The sequence below is a fragment of the Paenibacillus sp. URB8-2 genome (assembly GCF_013393385.1).
Classification (GTDB): Bacteria; Bacillota; Bacilli; order Paenibacillales; family Paenibacillaceae; genus Paenibacillus_AQ.
This window is the reverse complement of sequence record NZ_AP023239.1, coordinates 4,466,202-4,485,299: the sequence shown is the minus strand read 5'-3', so window position 1 is coordinate 4,485,299 and position 19,098 is coordinate 4,466,202. Positions and strand designations below refer to the sequence as shown.

The following is a 19,098-nucleotide window of genomic DNA, read 5'->3' as shown; positions in this document are numbered from 1 at the left end:
CGGCGGGAGGGCTGTATCAATGAGCGTTTATGTGGATCTATCCAATAGGGAGATCGTCAATGTCAACAAGAACAGGCTTATCGACATTGCCATCGATGCATTCTCATTAAAAGGCTTCAGCGGGGTTTCCATCCGCGACCTGACCCGGGAGGCCGGGATCAAGGAAAGCTCATTCTATAATCATTTTCGAAGCAAGGAAGAGCTTCAGGAGACGATCTTCGCCAACTTTCGCGTCAGTGTAGCGAAGATCATGCCCCCGGTAGAACAACTGGAGCATATTGTTAAGGCGATGCCGCTGGAGGCTTTTTTAAGGCAGGGTTATCTGAATTTCATGAATCATGTGCTGAGTCCGAAAATGGAGGAAATCTGGCGCATCCTATATCTTGAGCAGGTCCGCAACAAGGCGGCGCGCGAGATTTATCTGAATGAGGTGATCGGAAGGACGCTCTCTTTTATGGAGGCGGCGTTTGCCCGGTATATGGAATCCGGCAGGATACCCCCGAGGCCGCCAGCCATGCTGGCCGCCGAGTATCAATATCCGCTGTTCGGCATGGTGGCCGAATTTCTACTGCTGCGCCTGGACGGAAAGGCCACGGAAGATATCCGGGGCCGCATGGAGGAGCATGTCGCTTTTTTTGCGAAGCTTGCGGAATTTAAGGAGGGTCCATTATGATTTCCATTTACAGAAAGGGCGGCAGCCCCGAACTGCTGGCTGAGGCTTATGACCGGACCGTGGGCTTGATGGGGATAACGGTGGAGGAGCGGTATGCTGTGACTTCCTATGGCAGGACGCATATTCTTGCGGCGGGACCGGAAGGGGCGCCGGCGCTCATCCTGTTCCACGGCTTTTGCTTCAGCTCTACCGAATGGGTGGAGAATATCCGCGAACTGGCCTCCGTTTACCGAGTGTACGCCGTGGACCTTCCGGGCGATATCAATAAAAGCGAACCGGAGCGGCTGATCCGCAGCAAGGAAGACTGCGCCGAATGGTTCGAAGAGCTGCTTCGGGCTCTTGGAGTACAGCGCGCGCATATCGGCGGGCATTCCTACGGCGGCTTTGTTGCAATGGTTCTTGCCGTGCTGCGGCCGTCTCTCGTTGACAAGCTGGTTATCCTAAGTCCCGGTGCGGGTGTGCTTCCGCAGAGCAAACGTTTCTTTATCCGATGCATGCTTGCGGGCTTCTTCCCGTCGGAACGGCGGATTCATGCGCTGATGGATTACATGACAGGCAGAGGAAACGCCATCAATCCGGTTTTGAAGCAGCAGTTTGTCGTCGCGATGCAGAACGCGCTTCCGCAGGTCAAGCTGTTCCCTTCCTATATGAAGGATGACGAAATGAAGCGGATCACGGCGCCTGCCCTGCTTCTGATCGGCGATCAGGAGGTCCAGTATAATGCGGAGCGAGCTGTACGCCGCGCCCGTGCCGTTATGACCGATGTAAGAGCGTATGTAATCCAAGGCGCCGGCCACGGGCTGCCGCTGGAGAAGCCGGAGGAAGTTAACGGGCTGATTCTGAATTTTCTTGCGGATGAACGGCTTATGAATGGCATAGGTTGAATACAATAATATTTCGTACAAAAAAAGAGATCCTTTGGGCCATGAGTTGGCTCGAACGGATCTCCTTATTTTACTTTCGGACAGTTCAGCTGCGATGCTGATATGCCATAAAAGCGGCGCGAACATGATGGGAGGGAAGGGAGCCCGAAGGCTCTCTTCCGAGAATGAATCAAATGCCAATTAGATAAACAGAGATTTGGAGATGATAACCAGCAGGATGAAGAGAACCAGAATGGCTCCAGTGCTGGTGAAAGGGCTGTATCCGTATCCGCCTCTTACTTCTTCGCTCATGTTCATTCCCCTTTCGGTGAGTTGTTGTACTTGAGTACACCGTATTGTATGTGCCGTCGACTAAAGGGGTATGGGCCAATGCCGCAAAGGCCGCAAAATTAAAAAACGGGTTCGGATAACCATCTTTTATATAAAAAAGAACTGTCCCCCAGCGGTTAGACCACTTTCGGGACAGCTCCAGATATGCAAAGGCTGGACTACAATTAGGGTTAGGCTTTTTCCAGGTCGCGGATGCCGGCATATACCAGGTCGAACAAGTCTTCCAGGTTTTCTTCGGCGATGCAGGAGAAGGCAATGCGCAGGTCGGTGTCGCCAAGGGCGATCGTGCCAAGGCCGTAATTGTGGATCAGATGCTGGCGCAGCTCCTCTGCTTGAACGGTATGAAGCTTCAGGCACATGAAATAGCCGGAGTTAAAAGGATAATACGTCCATACATCGTCTCCGTACTTACCGCTGTCGAGCAATGCCTTGACCTTGTTGGCCCGGCCCTTCATGACCCGGAACTTCTCTTCCTTCTGTTCCTCGAATGCCGGCGCCTTGAGCGCGTCGAGCACGAATGTCTGCGAAGGATGCGGACCGCTGGAAATGGTGGCCCGGATAATGCCGAGCGTCTTCTGCTCCAGGGCGGCCAGCAGATCTGTGCTCTCGGAAGCATAAGTGATGAAGCCTACGCGGAAACCCCATACATATTCTTCCTTGGTCGCGCCGTCGATCTTGACCGCAAGCACGCGCGGATGCACGTTTGCCAGCTTGCCGAACAGCGATTCCTTGAGTGAATCCTCGAAGAAGAGTCCGAAATACGCGTCATCGCAAACCGCGACAACATTAACGCCTTCTTCAGCCGCTTGCAGAATGGCCGCTACGATCGCGTCGCCTTCCTTGATCCCCGGCGTATAGCCCGTCGGGTTGTTCGGGAAGTTCAGCAGCACGATGGCCTTGCCCTTGTCCTTCTGAGCAAGCAGCGCTTGCAGCAGGCCGTCGCTGTTGAAGGTCATATCCTCGGTGAACAGCGGGTAGGTAATCAATTCCGCGTGGCGCCGGACGCCAAAGGTCAGCTCGTAGTTCTCCCAGTTCTTATCGGGGTAGACGACCGCGTCGCCGGACTCGGCGAACAGGTCGGCGACGATGCTGAGCCCGTGGGTCAGCGCATTGGTTACGATCGGATTGCCGAAGGATTTGCCTTCGAGCGAAGGGTTCTCGCGCAGCATTTTCCCGCGCCATACGGTCCGCAGTTCCGGTTTGCCCGCCGGCGGAGCGTAGCCGTACAAGTCCTTCGGATCGAACGCGGAGAGCTTCTCTTGAATGACGCCCAGATGCATCGGGCCGCCATTCTCGGTGGCGATGCCGATTGTGGCGTTGTATTTCTTGGCATGAGCGGTCGCCTCGGCGGATTGGCTCAGAATGCCTACTTTTGGAAAAAAGATTTCTCTGCCGAGAGTGGACAGCATGTCGTACACATGCTCATTTCCGGCTTTAATGCTTTCATTTAATTGTCCAGCCTGTGGATTCATCGGTTTCATCCTTCCGGTTAACTTTGGAATCGGAGCGTCTTGAAGTCGGAACAAACGTGTTAACATTGCCTAACATTATATCATCTGCGATACGGGACAGTCACTTCGGAAAATCGGTTTTTTTCTAAAAGTTTTTGGATAATTTTAAGGGGTTTGATAAACGTTCACACAGCAAACCGGGACTGCCCGCGTTTTGCGGACAGTCCCGTTCGGGTTTCAGCTTTTGGCATAATGCCTGTTTGTCTATTCAGCCATTTATGAGGAGTGGAACGGGCAGAATTTTTTCATCATCTCCACCGTTTCGGCATCGCGTTCTCCGCCCCTTGCCTCAAGTCCGCCGATGACGGCGCTGCGCTCTTCCTCCTTCAGATTTTGTCCAAACTTGAACTTGGCGGTTATTTCCTCTGGAACGATCCTTACGACCGCAACCGCTTTAAGCTGGGGGCGGTACTTCGGATTTTCCGCGTCAATGGTCTCATACCCGCCCTCCGGCTGGAGCTTCTTCATGAACTTTTCCATCGCAGCCGCTTTTTCGCTTAAATCGGTGACGATCTCGGCCGTACCGAAGGCGGTGACGCTTTTGAAATAGGCGGTGGCCGGGCACGCCATTTGAGGGTCGGTAAAATAGGAAGGAATCAGGGCGAATTCGTCCGCCACGGTGAAGCAGACCTTGTCCATCTTGCGAATGGCTTCCATTTTGCCTCCGGCATGGCTGCCGTGGAAATAAAAACATCCTCCGGTATAGACGAAATTGAGCGGAGTGACGCGCGGATGGCCCTGATCGTCGACCGTGCCTAGAAAGCCGAAGCTCATTTCGTCCAGAAAGGTCTGCAGTTCTTCCTCCTGCTCAACCTTGAATTCTTTTCTTCTCATCTGAAGCGCTCCTTTGACTGATAAGGTGGTTAACAAACAGCATAACAGGAGATTGACAAGAAAAAAGAGCCCATTTACATTATTTTTATTGGTCCACTTGAATGGGGGAGAAAGGCATGGATGTCATTCCAATATTAAACTTTGACGAATATTTGGCGGAGTACCGATATAAATATCTGGCGCTGTATCATGCGCTGCGGACGGAGATCCTGAACGGAAATTTACCGGGAGGCGCACGCCTTCCCTCCACCCGCAAGCTTGCCGTTCTATACGGACTGTCGCGGGGTTCGGCGGCTCAGGTCTACGATATGCTCGGCGCCGACGGCTATGTAAAATCCGAAACGGGACGCGGCACCTTCGTGTCCGCTGACGGCTTCGGGATGGACGGCAGGCAGCCGGCGAAGGGAAGAACAGGACAGGCCGAAGCGAGTGCAGGGAATGCGGGGAATGCGGAAGGAAGCGCGGGACAGGCAGAAGGGAATGCGGGGATGGCGGACCATCCCCTCGAAGCGGGGCACGGCGGGGCTTCCGCAAGCCAAAGCCGGCCTGCGGAAGCCGCGGTTCATCCCGGCAGGCCGGAGAGCCCGCTCAATGCAGGAGCGGGAGGCGGAATCAGATTGCCGGCGTCGGAAGCCGCAGCAATCCCGGACCTGACGGCGGACATTCCGCTGTCCGCCTGGGCGCGGCGGCTTGCCGAGCAGCCGCCTGTAAGGGAGGAAGCCGCGGAGGCGGGCTCCGTCATCAGCTTCCGCAGCGGCGGAATGCCGATGGAGCATTTCCCTTACGCGGAATGGCGCAGCGCGCTGTCCCATGCCGGGGGCAGGCGCGGCGGTGCGCTCGGCGTCTCTGCTCCTCCGCAGGGGAGACGAGGGGCTTCGGCGGGCAATCGCGGCCCATCTGCGGATTACCCGCGGCATCCGCGCCGAAGCGGGACATATCGTGACGTTCAGCGGCTCCATGCAGGGCATTGTTCTGCTCACCCAGCTGCTGCTGGACAGCGGGGGCCGCGCCGTCGTAGAGGCCCCCGGCTTTCACGGCATCCGGCGCGCCGTCGAGGTATCCGGCGGCGTGCCGGTTCCGGGCTTCGTGGACGGCAGCGGCCTTGTGCCGCAGGACTGGGACGCCCGGCTGCTGTTCGTGACGCCGAGCCGCCAATATCCCACGGGCGCGGTCATGCCGCTGGCGAGAAGGCGGAAGCTTCTGGAATGGGCGGCGGCCAGACGCGCCATCATTATCGAGGATGATTACGACAGCGAGTTCCGCTGGTCCGGCCGCCCTATTGAGCCTTTGAAGGCTCTGGACCGGGAGGAGCGCGTCGTGTATATCGGCTCTTTCTCCAATACGATGTTCGCCGGGCTTCGCCTCGGCTATGCGGTTCTGCCGCCTTCTCTAGTTGCGCCTACGGTGGCCGCTAAGGCGCTGTACGAGCCGCTGCCCGCCGGGCTGCTGGAGCAGCGGGCGCTGGCCCGCTTTATGGCGCTCGGCGGTTACGCCCGCCATATACGGCGCATGGCGCGCCTCTTCGGCGAGCGCGGCCGCATTCTGCGCGAACTGCTGCCGAGGCTGCCGGGCGGCCTGTTTCATCCGCAGCCCGGCGACGCGGGGCTGCATATATATGCCCGCTGGCTGCGCGGCGAAACGGAATTCGCGCGGTTCCGGGCGGCAGCTCTGCAGCGGAACGTTGATTTCAGAGACGCCGCCCTGTACCGGATGCAGCCCGGCGAGCCCGCCGCCTGCTTCGCTTTTTCCCACCTGGACGAGTCTGAACTGATAGAAGGGATGCGCCGGCTTGCGCTGGCCTGGAACGATGTGCAAAATGAAGCATGAAGAGGTATGATAAGGAAAATGCTACGATAAGGGAGGGGAAAAGGATGTTGCATGCATCGCCTTCCGCTTTTGTCATCCTCCCCGCCTTGGCCAAAATCGTCTGCGAGCCGGGGTGGAAATGGCAGAAAAGGGAGAAGCCGCTCCCTAATTACGACTTGTTCTACGTCTGGAGCGGAGAAGGAACGGTTGTGCGCAACGGCACAGCCTATGAGGTCGGACCGGGAAGCTGTTTTCTGTTTCGTCCCGGAGACCATACAAGCGCAAAGCATAACCCGCAAAAACCCCTTGTGCTTACATACATTCATTTTGACGTCAAAGAGCCTGTCACCGATATCCCGGAGCCTTACCGCAAGCTGACCGAGACGGTGGAGTTTGAGCATTTGCTTGCGCGATACGTCCGGCTGTTCCTGGTTAAGACATTCGCCGCGGAAGAAGAGGGCCAGCTTATTCTCAAGCAGATTATCATCAACCTGCTGCGGGAAGACCGGGTTATGCCGGTAGAACGCAGCGTCAGCAACCAACTGGCGGAAGTTATTCACGAGGTTGCGAATTATATCAGCCAGCATCCCGGCGCCGCCCATCGCGTAGAGGAACTGGCCGCCCGGGCCGGACTGTCGCCGCGCTATTTTTCCATCAAATTCAAGGAGCTGATCGGCTCCTCCGTGCAGTCTTATGTCATCCGCACACGAATTGAACGTGCCCAGCATTTGCTGCTGTACGCGGGTATGAACGTGACCGAGGTGGCGGATGCGCTCGGATACCGCGACATTTTCTTTTTCAGCCGCCAGTTCAAGCAGCATACGGGAAAGAGCCCTTCGGAAATCCGCTGAATTCGGTTTCGGCAGCAGGTCTCCAGGGTAAATACGTTCCGGGTACAGTCTGCGGTGTCCAACGGGACTTCATACAGCCGGCTACCGAAGGCGCTTGTTCAGGTCTTCGGCTTTTGACATTTTGCCGCGCCCTCCGTAAGGCGGTTCTCCAAAGGCTTGCAGCTATTGCTGACCGGGCAATGTGCGGGGCCGCCGTTTGGGCCGGCTGAAATTTGCTTTAAATAGAGAAGATGAGCAAAATGGTAATAAAAAGGGATCGGGAGGAGAGCGCGCATGTATGAAATCGTGTTGATACGCCATGGGGAGAGCGAATACAACCGGCAGAATCTGTTTACCGGCTGGAGCGATCCGGATCTGACGGAGAAGGGGATACATGAGGCCAAGGAAGCGGGCAGAATGCTTAAGGAAGCCGGTTATACGTTCGACCTCGCCTTTGCCTCGGTGCTTAAGCGTTCCATCAAGACGCTCCATCTGATCCTGGAAGAGCTGAATCTGCTGTGGATTCCCGTGCAAAAATCGTGGAAGCTGAACGAACGGCATTACGGCGCGCTGCAGGGACTCAGCAAGTCGGAGACGGCGGTAAAATACGGCGATGAGCAGCTGCAGATTTGGCGTCGCAGCCTGTCGGTCCGGCCGCCGCTGCTGGAGCCGGACGATCCGCGCTACGCGAGAAACGACAGACGTTACCAGGAGGTGCGTCCCGGCGATATCCCCCGCGGCGAGAGCCTGGAGGACACGGTCCACCGGGTCGGCGACTTCTGGGGAAACCGGATCGTGCCGCTCGTCCGCAAGAAAGAGCGTGTGCTGATTTCGGCGCACGGCAACACGCTGCGCGCGCTGATCAAGTATATGGAGGATATTGACGAGGCCGCGCTGCTGCACCTCAATATTCCGACCGGCATTCCTCTCGTCTACGAGCTGGACGACGATGTGAAGCCGATCCGCCGGTTCTATCTCGGCGAGCCGGAGAAGGTGGAGGCCAAGGCCCGCGAGGTGGCGAACCAGGGCAAGGTAAGCGAATAAAGAAGGCGCCCGCCTTCTTTATTTGTTTTTAAAATATAAGAATCTATAAGTTTCACGCTTATAAATGGCCTTATATTTCTACGAGAAACGGATGCCCTCCTCTTGCGAGGACGGCGCAGCCGTTTCTTCTTATCTAATCGGTCTCATAAAACCATAGAGGATCATTGCAATCGACATCACCGTTATAGTTGATTAGTATCTCCTCCCCCGCTTTGATGTCCGTGTACGAATAGAAGTCAAATGTGTGATTCTTGAAGTTGATATCATACGTGGCATTGGGAGTATAGGAATGATTGAACAAGCTGCCATAGCCCAGGAGAACGGCGGTATGGTTGGCGCCATATTGAAACACATAATCTGAAAGTATGGTTTTTTCTATGAACTCATGGTCCTCATTGGGATACGGAATGACCGGCGCTTCATGTATAAGCTCACCCTTTTCGATGTCTCGTGTTGCAAATATACCTCTATTGAACTCCCCGTTGCTAAGCTTCGAAACTTTTACCTCGAACATAATTGGTCACCTGTGCGCTTTCGCTTTTTAGTGTATTAAATTCCATTGGCCTGTTGGCCGCATTTAAAGAGTAATTCTAACTTATCCTCTGCGCTACGGCAAGGAGAAGAGTCCTTAACCCATCTGGAAGAATGAGGAATAACCCGGATGAGCGCTAATGTAAAAAAACCAGCTAATACTTGTCAAGAATTTTGTATTGGTGATTCGTGTTCTTCTTGGTATACTATTTTTTATCATGACAAAGAACCTTCATTGGCGTGAAGGTTCTGGATAATTATGGGTTTTAAGTTTGGAAGGGCTGCTGCTTACAGAGGATGGCGTACACGTGATGGAGTAGCTTGTTGGCGCAAGCGATCACGACCACCTTGTAGGGCTTGCCCTCTTTTCTTTTTTTGTCGTAATACTCCCGTATCCTTGGGTTTGTTCTTCCTCGAATACCGCACTGTACGGCTAGATATAACGCCCGACGAAGCCTCTTGGAGCCGCGTTTTGTAATTCTGGAGCTGGTCGCTATGAATTTGCCGGAGCTGAATATTCCAGGGTCTAAACCTGCAAAAGCTACCAGTTGTTTGGCTTCTTTAAACTGCCGTACATCTCCGATCTCTGCGACAATTGCGGCTGCGAGCTTATCTCCGATTCCAGGTATACTCTTCACGAGCTCAACCTCCGGAAGACCCCTTGCCATCTCATTCATCTGCTTCTCCAGTTCGCTTAATTGATCTGTAAACACTAGAACTAAGTCCACCATACTGCGGAGAACGGAGGTTTGAGCGCGACTTCTTGGTTGTTCACCCCAGCGGGACATCACTTCTCTAAGGGTTTCCGCCTTAGCTTCTACCCACTTCTCAGAATGTGATTTCCCTGCACTTTTTCGGATGACCACATGCAAATCCTCAGTTTGACCTTCCAGACAGCGAGCCAGCACGTACAGAGAGGTTACCGAGAATAGATTGCGAAACACCTTCTCGTATCCCGGGAACACTTGATCCAGCAAGGCCCTCATGTTTAACTTCGCTTGCACAAACATTCCGGTTATAAACTCATGCTGCCGCGTCACATGCTGGAGCTCTAGATAATCCTCCTCCCAAGTCCGGTGCGCAGTCACATCTCCCCGGTAATACATCTCAGCCAAATGCCAAGCATCTGTTGCATCCGTCTTTACCTTTCTTAACTGAGTGCCTTTCGCCCGCTTGGCCTGCAGCGGATTAACGATAAAATACGTCCATCCACTACGTTCCAGATAGGTGACAAGTCCACGATGATAATGACCGGTCGCTTCCAGAACGACAGCTGGAGAAATCCCTGTCTGTGCCTGCAGTTCCGTCAGAATCTCCCCCAATTGCTCAAATCCGCTTTGCTCATGCGAGATGCTTATCGCCTTCCCCCAAGGCTCGTTCCGCTTTAAAAAAGCTTGTATGACACTGAATCCCTTGGCCACATCTACTCCTATAACAGGTTCCATAACAACCTCCCGATTCGTATTTGCCGGCAATCCTACGATGGTTCCAAACCCATAGCTTCGCATGTGATACGGGGTCCATTGCCCCTACCAGCTCAAACATGGTCATTGGGAATAGTAGGAGAACAGTTTTTTTGACGGGGTAACGTCCCCAAAGCAGCCCGCGTTCTCCCGGCTATCGCCATCTTAAAACACCCACAAAAACAGGCCAACCAGAAGTTTCTGGCTGACCTAATAATACGAAAGCAGCCCTGGCGTATGGACCTTCTCCTGTCCATCTGCCGGGCTGTTTGATGCCGCGAAACGGGCGTTGGGCCGATCGGCGGATCTTCTATCCGGACGGCCGCAAAAATCCGAGCAGTTCGCCCATTTTTACTTTCATGCCGGGCTCAAGTCCCGGGCGGGGGGTGAAAATGCCGTTCTCGGCCAGCAGGACCACCGTCGAGCCGAACTCGAAGTAAGCGAGGTCCTCGCCGATTTCCCACGCTCTCTTGCTCTCGTCGGAATAGCGGATGCTGCTGACGTTCATTGCGCCAACCTTGACCACCGCAATTTCGCCGGCTCTGTGGGCAATATAAGTAATCACCCGCTCGTTGCGGCACAGCACGCCTTTCATATGCCTCATGCCGAATTCATTGACGGGATAGCAGCGCCCGCGGATATAGTCGCTCTCCGCCATTTTTCCGGTAACCGGGGAATGAATGCGGTGATAGTCGGTCGGACTTAAATACAGCACGAAAAAAAAGCCTTTCTTGTAAAGCTCTTGGTGAGGAGAGTGGTTGAGCAGCTCCTCCAGTTTATAATCCTGCCCTTTTACATTCAAAATCGTTCCGGAAGATATGTTTCCCATCGCCGTAATCATCGCATCAACGGGGCTTGCCACAGCGTCCGTCTCTTCCGTGATGGAGCGCATGCCCGGTTTCAGCCTCCGGCTGAAGAACTCGTTGAGCGTGGCGTATTCGCTGGGATCTTTTTCCGCCTGCGAAGCGGGAATATGATAGGTCCGGATAAATGCCGGGATAAGCAAGCGGCTGATCCTGCTGTGGGAAAAAGCGCCCATTATACGGGAAATCCATCTATGCGAGGACAGCTCGGTCATCAGCCGCAGCAGTCGTTTAACCATGCTTAGTCTCCCTTCCGTCATGCAGCGGCCCCGGGTCATTGGACCCCGGCCGCTCTGCATTATATTGACATAGAATAGAAGACAAATCAATAACGTTATTGCATCCCTCCGCCGTCCAGCAAATAACGGGCATACCCCATCGGACGCCGGTAGCTCTCCTTCCAGATCTCCGGCAGCCCCGCCTTGTAGAATCCGTACCGCTGGTCGCGTCCGTTGCATTCAATGAAATAAAGCTGTCCGTCCCGTGTCAGGGCGATGTCGAGCCCGATATCGGCCAGCCCGGGCAGACTGCGCTCCAGACAGTGCGCTACCGCAAGGGCCAACCCCGCGGCCGACATGCGGTAGTGGGCGGCGGCGCGGCCGGGAAAGGCCTGCTCCAGCGCATAAGCGGCTTCCGCCGCTTCCCCGCCGCGGGCGATGTTGGAGACAAAGCCGCCGATAGGCGCCAGCTTGGCGAAGAGGCCGGTGACTGCCCATTCGCCGCCCCATCCGCGCTGGACCGTGACTCGCAAGTCAAAGGGGCGTCCGCCCGCCTCCGCAAGCGGAATGCGCTCCTGGATCAGATAAGATTCGGCGTCAATACGGTCCAGCAGCGCAAACGGGAGTCTGTAGGGATCGATATCCGCCGTGATCATTTGTCCATTATGCAGATAATCCAAGGCCCAGCTTTCCTTGTCTTCGCGTCTCAGACGCATGACCCCTTTTCCGACACTTCCCCGGCGGGGCTTCAGAATAAGATCCGAATGCCGTTCCATCATTCTCTTTAATCCCCCGTTTCCAGCATCCGTATCGGGAAGATGTTGGCGAAGCCCGGAATCGAGCTCCAGCAGCCGGTGAATCTCATCCTTGCCGTACCGGCTGCACCGGTTGAACACCTTCACCCCGCAGGCGGCCAGCCGCTCGGTTCCGGCGTTTCCGGGAGGATATATGGCACGGTTATGGATGGCTTTGGGAATCGGTACGGCCATTCTCTTATAACCGCGGGGATCCTTGATATAGGCGATGCTGTAACCGGAGCCGGGATTGATGTCCGACAGCTTTAAATAGCAGGGAGTCAGGCCGTAGGCGGCTGCGGCTTCCTCATAGCAAGCAAGGGACTCCCATCCCGTCTTGCCCCGGGGAATGCCCCGGTGCGCAGCGGCATTCAGCAGTATACCGACGAGTCGTTGCTCCATTGATCGATCCCTCCCGGTTGGTGATTCACACCTGCACGTACAAATCGGGTTCTTCCTACCTCTTCAATCAGGATATGTGCATACCGGCCTGTCAGGGTGGACGAATGAGCGAGTGACAGAAGCCCTTTTTTGTGTTCTTCCTTTAATTCGTGCTGTGTTTGTTCGCTGAATCGAACACGCTTATCTTAAGAAGCATAGATGCGTTCTCTCACCGCCAAGTTTTACGTTCGGGACAGGAAAAAGGGTGTCATTCGCCCGTTCCCGTGCATATGATGCTTAGGCGATAACACAGCGGAGGGAGGGACTGCTTGTGAGCAGATCCAGAAAGAAGCTGCCGGTTAAGGCGAAGAAACGGCTTTATTTTGTGGATAACCCCAACATCAAGGAATTGAGTGTATTGGAAGACGGGCGAAAGCAGTCAGGGAAGGTCGATACGGAAAGTGGTGAAAAAGCGAAAGCTCTGACTTTCAAGACGGATGCCGAATGGGAGAGAGAGGCGATGACGCTGCATTCCTCGGCTGCCGCAGAGCCTGTGGAGGTCATTAACGAGCAGGAGGAGACGGTTTTCGGGACCGTTCCGGAGACAGCTCCCGAGACCAAATTGGAGGAGGCTCCCGAGGTCAAACTGGAGGAGGCTCCCGAGGTCAAGCCGGAGATCGAGCCTTTTGCCGTGAAGCTGGAGAAGGAGAAGCGGCAAGTGTATACCGACGACCTGTCGGACGGAGCGGTAACCGGACCGAAAATCGCTCCGCGCAGCATCGACGGTTCGAAGCTGAAGCCCGGCATCATTGGCGCTCCGTGGCTCCAGGACTATGCAGTCCAGTCCATCCATATCGCGGACAAGGCGATTACTTCGGTCAAGATCGCGCCGGAATCCGTGTCCGGCGTGCATCTGGCCGAGGGCAGCGTGTCCGGCGGCAAGCTGCTCGACCACTCCATCGGCGGCGAGAAGCTGAAGGAGGGCAGCATCGGCCCCGAGAAGCTGGCCGACCGGCTGATCGATGCCAGCAAGATCGCCGAGCGGTCGATTGAAAGCCGCCATTTAAGCGAGTGCGTCATCACCACAGAGCTTCTGGAGGAAGGTGCCGTCACCGGAGACAAAATCCAGAGCGGTTCGATTGGCATCCGGCATCTTGCGAACGGCCTGATTGACCGTTCCAAGCTGGCCGACGGCTCCGTCAGCGGAGATATCATCGAAGATGGTTCAATCACCGGAGCGAAGATCGAGGAAGGAGCTATTTGGGCCCATCATCTGGGAGAGGGTATTGTCGGAGCGAAGCATCTTGCGCCGGGAGCCATCGGCCGGGAGCAGCTCACAGGCCGGGTGATCGGCGGCGAACAGCTTCAGCTCGGCAGCATCGTCAGCAGCCATCTGGCTGAAGGTGCAGTCGGCGCGAGAGAGCTTGGCGAAGAGTCTGTACAGAGTTCTCATCTTGCGCCTGACAGCGTCTCCGGCGGGCACATCGCCAGCGGAGCCGTTACGGGCAGCCATCTTGCGGACCGGAGCATAACGTACGCCAAGCTGGCTGAAGGCGCGATCGGTACGGCGCAGCTTGTGGAGCAGGCCGTCACTTCATCCAAGATTGCCGATCAGAGTATAATCGGGCACAAGCTGGCCGATGAGGCCGTAGGAACCCGGCATATCGCCAAATCGGCCGTGCGCGGTTCGCAGCTTGCGCCTCAGGCCGTGGGCCCCGCCCATATTCAGCCCGAAGCGGTGGGAGAAGAACAGCTTCGGGCCGGTACGATAGGGGCGTCGCATCTCAAGGATGATTCGGTACATTCCCGGCATCTGGCGGCCGGAGCCGTTACAGGCGGAGAGCTCGCCGGGGAAGCGGTGGGCACGGGGCATATGCGCGCCCAGAGCGTGACCGCCGCCAAGCTCGCGGACGGCAGCGTGGTTGCAAGCAAGCTGGCTCCTGGCGCGATTGGAAACTATGCTATCGCGCCAGGAGCGGTTAGCGGCGAGCATATTGCGTTATGCGCGGTGGAAGAGAAGCATTTTGCCGATTCCAGCGTCAGCGCCCGCGTGCTCCAGGACGCTGCCGTGGATGGCGAGCATTTGGCCGCTGGAGCGGTAGACAGCCGGCATTTGCGGAAGAACAGCGTAGCGCCGGTTGCCATTCAGCCGGGATCGGTGTCGGGGGAAAAGCTGGCGGCAGGTGCGGTAAAAGATATCCACATTGCCGCCGAAGCGGTCCAGCCCCATCATCTGGCGGACCATGCGGTCACCTCGCTCAAGCTGTCGCCTGAAAGCGTAACGAGCGACAAGCTCAGCGACCTCGCGGTTACTTCCGCCAAGCTCGCGGACGGCAGCGTTACTTCCGCCAAGCTGGCCGAAGCCGCCGTTGAACCCGAGCATCTGGCGAAAGGCGCGGTAGGTAAGGAAGCGATCGCCCCTGGCTCGATTTACTCGGAGCATTTGTCCCCCGGCATTATCGGCGGCGAGCATATCCGCTCCCTGTCTGTCGGAGTCAGCCATCTTCTTCCGGGCTCGGTCTCGTTCGTCCAGCTTCAGGACGGCAGCGTCACGGCCAGCAAACTTGGTACAGGAGCTGTGCGCTCAGACCATTTGGCTGCGGAATCTGTCACCGGAGAGCATCTGGCGGACGCCTCTGTGGAAAGCCGCCATATTGCGGCGGGCGGAATTACACTTGAGCATCTGGCTGCGGAAGTGCGCTCGCAGGAGCTGCTGCCCGACGGCTCGATTGGTGGAAGCAAGCTTGCGCTGAAGAGCATCGGCAGCGACAGACTGGCGAATGGGGCGGTAGGCGGAGCGGAGCTTCAGGACGAAGCGGTGGACGGCTCGAAGATCGCCCCCCTATCCATCCAGTCCCGCCACCTGGAAGAAGAGAGCGTGCAGAGCCAGCATCTTGCCGCGGAAGCCGTCCAGCCCCATCACTTGGGGGACCATGCGGTCACCTCGCTCAAGCTGTCGCCAGAAAGCGTGACGAGCGACAAGCTTAGCGACCTCGCGGTAACTTCCACCAAGCTCGCGGACGGCAGCATCACTTCCGCCAAGCTGGCCGCATCCGCCATTCAGTCGAAGCATCTGGCGGCGGGCTCGGTAGGGAAAGAAGCAATCGCGGCAGGCTCGCTTCGCTCGGAGCATTTGTCCCCCGACGTGATCAGCGGGGAACATATCCGCTCTCAGTCTGTCGGAGTGAGCCATCTCCAGCCGGATTCGGTCTCTTGGGTCCAGCTTCAGGACGGCAGCGTCACCTCCGGCAAGCTTGGAGCAGGAGCTGTCCGCCCGGAGCATTTGGCCCGAGAATCCATCACAGGCGAACAGCTGGCCGAAGGCGCAGTACAAGGCCGCCATATTGAAGTAGGCGAAATCACGCTCCGGCATCTGGCTGAGGAGGTACGATCCTCGGAGCTGCTGCCCGACGGCTCGATTAACGGAAGCAAGATTGCGCCGAACAGCATCGGCAACGGCCTGCTGGAGGCAGGCGCGGTAGGCGGAGCGGAGCTTCAGGACGAAGCGGTTGACGGATCGAAGATTGCTCCGTTCTCGATCCAGTCCCGCCATCTGGAGGAAGAGAGCGTACAGAGCTATCACCTGGCCCCCACTTCTGTCGGCAGCCAGCATCTGGAGCCATCGTCCGTTCAGCCGGGGCATCTGGCGGCAGGCGCGGTCGAAAGCCGTCATATTACGGCGGGCGGGGTGACGCTGGAACATTTGTCGGCCGAGGTGCGCTCCTCGGAGTTATTGCCTGACAACTCCATCACCGGAAGTAAGCTTGCGACGAGAAGCATTAGTGGTGACAGGCTGGAGGGAGGAGCGGTAGGCAGAGCGGAGCTTCAGGACGAAGTGGTGGACGGCTCAAAGATCGCCTCCCACTCCATCCAGTCCCGTCATCTGGAGGAAGAGAGCGTACAGAGCACCCATCTGGCAGCCGAAGCGGTTCAGCCCCACCATCTGGCTGATCATTCGGTCACCTCGCTCAAGCTGGCGCCGGGGGGCGTGACAAGCGACAAGCTCGGCGATCTCGCGGTAACTTCCGCCAAGCTTCGGGACGGCAGCGTAACTTCCGCCAAGCTGGCCGAAGCGGCTGTTCAATCGAAGCATCTGGCGGCGGGAGCGGTAGGGAAGGAAGCGATCGCGGCGGGAGCGCTCCAGCCGGAGCATCTGTCCCCCGGCGTGATCGGCGGCGAGCATATCCGCTCCCAGTCCGTCGGCTCCGGACATCTTCTGCCGGACTCTGTCGCTTCCATCCAGCTTCAGGACGGAAGCGTTACCGCCGGCAAGCTCGGGGAAGGGGCCGTCGGTTCCGGGCATTTAGCCGAGGAATCCGTTACCGGAGAGCATCTGGCGGACGGCTCGGTGGAAAGCCGACATATTGCGGAGGGCGCAATTACACTGGAGCATCTGGCAGTGGAGGTTCGCTCTTCGGACCTGCTGCCCGACGGCTCGATTACCGGAAGCAAGCTGGCGCCGAAGAGCATCGGCAGTGGCCTGCTGGCGGAAGGCGCCGTAGGGGGAGCAGAGCTTAAGGATGAAGCGGTGGACGGCTCGAAGATCGCTCCGTTCTCCATCCAGTCCCGCCATCTGGAAGAAGAGAGCGTACAGAGCTACCATCTGGCTCACTCTTCCGTTGGCAGCGAACATTTGGAGGCATCGGCCGTTCAATCGGAACACCTGACGGATGGCTCGGTGGAAAGCCGCCATATTGCATCGGGCGAAATTAAACTGGAGCATCTGGCGGCGGAAGTACGCTCTTCGGACCTGCTGCTCGAAGGTTCGATTACCGGAAGCAAGATTGCGCTGAAGAGCATCGGCAGCGACCAGTTGGCGGAAGGGGCGGTAGGGGGAGCGGAGCTTCAAGACGAAGCGGTGGATGGCTCGAAGATCGCCCCCTTCTCCATCCACTCCCGCCATCTGGAGGAGTCGAGTGTGCAGAGTCACCATCTTGCCGCTGATACGGTTCAGCCTCATCATCTCGCGGATCATGCGGTTACCTCCCTCAAGCTGTCGCCCGAGAGCGTGACGAGCGATAAGCTTGGAGATTTGGCGGTAACGTCCACTAAGCTCGCGGATGGCAGTGTCACTGCCGCCAAGCTGGCCGTATCGGCTGTCGAGTCGGAGCATCTGGCGGTCGGCTCAGTAGGGAAGGAGGCCATCGCGCCGGGTGCGCTTCAGACGGAGCATTTGTCCCCGGACATTGTTGGCGGCGAGCATATCCGCTCCCAGTCCATCGGCTCGGGTCATCTCCAGCCGGACTCGGTCTCGTCCGTCCAGCTTCAGGACGGCAGCGTCACCGCCGGCAAACTCGGGGAAAGAGCCGTCCGCTCCGCGAATTTGGCTGCGGAATCCGTCACGGGAGAACATCTGGCGAATGGTTCTGTTGAGAGTAACCATATTATTCCCGGAGGCGTGAAACTGCTGCATCTTTCAGCCGAAGTGCGCTCCCCGGAGCTGCTGCCCGACGGCTCGATTGGCGGAAGCAAGCTGGCGCCGAAGAGCATCGGCAGCGACCGGCTGGCAGAAGGTGCAGTCGGCGGAGCGGAGCTGCAGGACGAAGCGGTGGACGGCTCGAAGATCGCCGACTTCTCCATCCAATCCCGCCATCTGGAGGAAGAGAGCGTGCAGAGCTACCATCTTGCCGCCGACGCGGTCCAGCTTCATCATCTGGCGGATTATTCGGTTACCACGCTCAAGCTGTCGCCCGAGAGCGTAACAAGCGACAAACTGGGCGGCAGCGCAGTAACGGCCGGCAAGCTCGCCGACGGCAGCGTCCAGTCCGCCAAGCTGGCGGCATCGGCTGTTCAATCGGAGCATCTCGCGGACGCCTCGGTGGAAGGCCGCCATATTGCGGCGGGCGAGATTACGCTTCAGCATCTTTCAGCCGAAGTGCGCTCCCAGGAGCTTCTGCCCGACAGCTCGATTGGCGGAGGCAAGCTGGCGCCGAAGAGCATCGGCAGCGACCGGCTGGCCGAAGGCGCGGTAGGGAGAGCGGAGCTGCAGGACGAAGCGGTGGACGGTTCGAAGATCGCCGGCTTCTCCATCCAATCCCGTCATCTGGAGGAAGAAAGCGTGCAGAGCTATCATCTTGCTTCCTCTTCCATCTATGGCGAACACTTGGCGGCATTGGCCATTCAATCGGAGCATCTAGCGGATGGCTCGGTGGAAGGCCGTCATATCGCGGCGGGCGAGATTACGCTCCAGCATCTGTCCGAGGAAGTGCGCTCTCCGGAACTGCTGCCCGACGGCTCGATTGGCGGAAGCAAGCTTGCGCCGAAGAGCATTGGCAGCGATCTGCTGACAGAAGGCGCGGTTGGCGGAGCGGAGCTTCAGGAAGAAGCGGTGGACGGTTCGAAGATCGCTCCGTTCTCCATTCAGTCCCGCCATCTGGAGGAAGAGAGCGTGCATAGCCAGCATCTTGCTCCATCCTCCGTCGGGGGAGAACAACTAATGCGGGAAGCGGTGAGCCCCGAGCATCTGACCTTCAATCCGGTGCAGAGCGCAGGAAACCGGTCGACGCTTCAGCAGTTCGGAATGTCGGCGTTCTTGTTCGCCGCGGGCTCGGACACCGTTGATGTGACAGTGACCTTTGATGAGCCGTTCGGCCACACAGGCTATGTAATAGTTGCCATGACCAACCAGCCCTTCTTCTATGTTTCATTAAAAAGCAGGGGCAGCGCGGATGCCATACTTCAGGTTGTTCGTCTGCGCGATACACAGCAATTCTATGGCGTCATTTCCTGGATCGCTATCGGCGCCCCTGCGGCGAAGCCCGCTCCAGAGGACCGGTTATTCGATTAAGGATAAGGATCGTCGTCTGAACGGCCGGATTATTGAAATCCAGGTTCCCCAATTGAAAAATAACGAAAAGCGCAGCCCGAGACTGCGTTTTTTCTTTATAAAATTCACGCTTATCCTCTTTCTCCTCTTCCGCTTTGTTCATTCCAAAT

General features: G+C 57.1%; 12 protein-coding genes and 1 pseudogene. 6 read left to right on the top strand and 7 right to left on the bottom strand.

The window, feature by feature from the left end; genetic code table 11:
* The first annotated feature begins 19 nt into the window (after positions 1 to 19).
* Positions 20 to 673 (top strand): TetR/AcrR family transcriptional regulator, encoded by a 654-nt coding sequence (locus tag PUR_RS20700; RefSeq protein WP_179036870.1) that lies wholly within the window; start codon positions 20 to 22, stop codon positions 671 to 673.
* Complete coding sequence (locus PUR_RS20695) at positions 670 to 1,557, top strand: alpha/beta fold hydrolase (protein ID WP_179036869.1); 888 nt, start codon at positions 670 to 672, stop codon at positions 1,555 to 1,557. Before PUR_RS20700 ends, PUR_RS20695 begins: the two co-directional genes overlap by 4 nt.
* Before the next feature lie 180 nt (positions 1,558 to 1,737).
* On the opposite strand, the gene PUR_RS26145 is transcribed toward PUR_RS20695, so the two are convergent.
* From PUR_RS26145 to PUR_RS20685, 3 genes are all read right to left on the bottom strand, one after another.
* Complete coding sequence (locus PUR_RS26145; RefSeq protein ID WP_232101589.1) at positions 1,738 to 1,848, bottom strand: YjcZ family sporulation protein; 111 nt, start codon at positions 1,846 to 1,848, stop codon at positions 1,738 to 1,740.
* A gap of 209 nt (positions 1,849 to 2,057) precedes the next feature.
* The gene (locus tag PUR_RS20690; protein WP_179036868.1) at positions 2,058 to 3,359 is read right to left on the bottom strand and encodes an aminotransferase class I/II-fold pyridoxal phosphate-dependent enzyme; all 1,302 of its coding nucleotides are present in this window, start codon (positions 3,357 to 3,359) and stop codon (positions 2,058 to 2,060) included.
* A 255-nt stretch (positions 3,360 to 3,614) separates the two neighbouring features.
* Positions 3,615 to 4,232, bottom strand: coding sequence for a pyridoxamine 5'-phosphate oxidase family protein (locus PUR_RS20685; RefSeq protein WP_179036867.1), 618 nt, complete (start codon positions 4,230 to 4,232; stop codon positions 3,615 to 3,617).
* 116 nt (positions 4,233 to 4,348) lie between these two features.
* Here PUR_RS20685 and PUR_RS20680 point away from each other — a divergent pair.
* The 3 genes and pseudogenes from PUR_RS20680 (at position 4,349) to gpmA (ending at position 7,912) form a co-directional block, all read left to right on the top strand.
* Positions 4,349 to 6,059: pseudogene (locus PUR_RS20680) on the top strand (aminotransferase-like domain-containing protein).
* A 44-nt stretch (positions 6,060 to 6,103) separates the two neighbouring features.
* Positions 6,104 to 6,889, top strand: a complete 786-nt coding sequence (locus tag PUR_RS20670) for an AraC family transcriptional regulator (protein WP_179036864.1) — start codon at positions 6,104 to 6,106, stop codon at positions 6,887 to 6,889.
* 273 nt (positions 6,890 to 7,162) lie between these two features.
* A complete protein-coding gene (gene gpmA / locus PUR_RS20665; RefSeq protein WP_179036863.1) occupies positions 7,163 to 7,912 on the top strand; it encodes a 2,3-diphosphoglycerate-dependent phosphoglycerate mutase in 750 nt (249 codons plus the stop codon).
* Positions 7,913 to 8,045: 133 nt separating this feature from the next.
* Here gpmA and PUR_RS20660 read toward each other — a convergent pair whose 3' ends face one another.
* The 4 genes from PUR_RS20660 to PUR_RS20645 form a co-directional block, all read right to left on the bottom strand.
* Positions 8,046 to 8,426, bottom strand: coding sequence for an SET domain-containing protein (locus tag PUR_RS20660; RefSeq protein ID WP_179036862.1), 381 nt, complete (start codon positions 8,424 to 8,426; stop codon positions 8,046 to 8,048).
* Between the two features lie 283 nt (positions 8,427 to 8,709).
* Positions 8,710 to 9,888 carry an IS110 family RNA-guided transposase gene (locus PUR_RS20655; RefSeq protein WP_179036861.1) on the bottom strand — a complete coding sequence of 393 codons (1,179 nt, stop codon included), beginning with the start codon at positions 9,886 to 9,888 and terminating at the stop codon, positions 8,710 to 8,712.
* 328 nt (positions 9,889 to 10,216) lie between these two features.
* Positions 10,217 to 11,008 (bottom strand): archaetidylserine decarboxylase, encoded by a 792-nt coding sequence (asd, locus tag PUR_RS20650; RefSeq protein WP_179036860.1) that lies wholly within the window; start codon positions 11,006 to 11,008, stop codon positions 10,217 to 10,219.
* A 95-nt stretch (positions 11,009 to 11,103) separates the two neighbouring features.
* Complete coding sequence (locus tag PUR_RS20645; RefSeq protein WP_179036859.1) at positions 11,104 to 12,183, bottom strand: YheC/YheD family protein; 1,080 nt, start codon at positions 12,181 to 12,183, stop codon at positions 11,104 to 11,106.
* 310 nt (positions 12,184 to 12,493) lie between these two features.
* Here PUR_RS20645 and PUR_RS20640 point away from each other — a divergent pair, with 310 nt between their 5' ends.
* Entirely contained in the window at positions 12,494 to 18,949 is a 6,456-nt protein-coding gene (locus PUR_RS20640; protein ID WP_179036858.1) for a WIAG-tail domain, read from the top strand.
* The last annotated feature ends 149 nt before the right edge of the window (positions 18,950 to 19,098 follow it).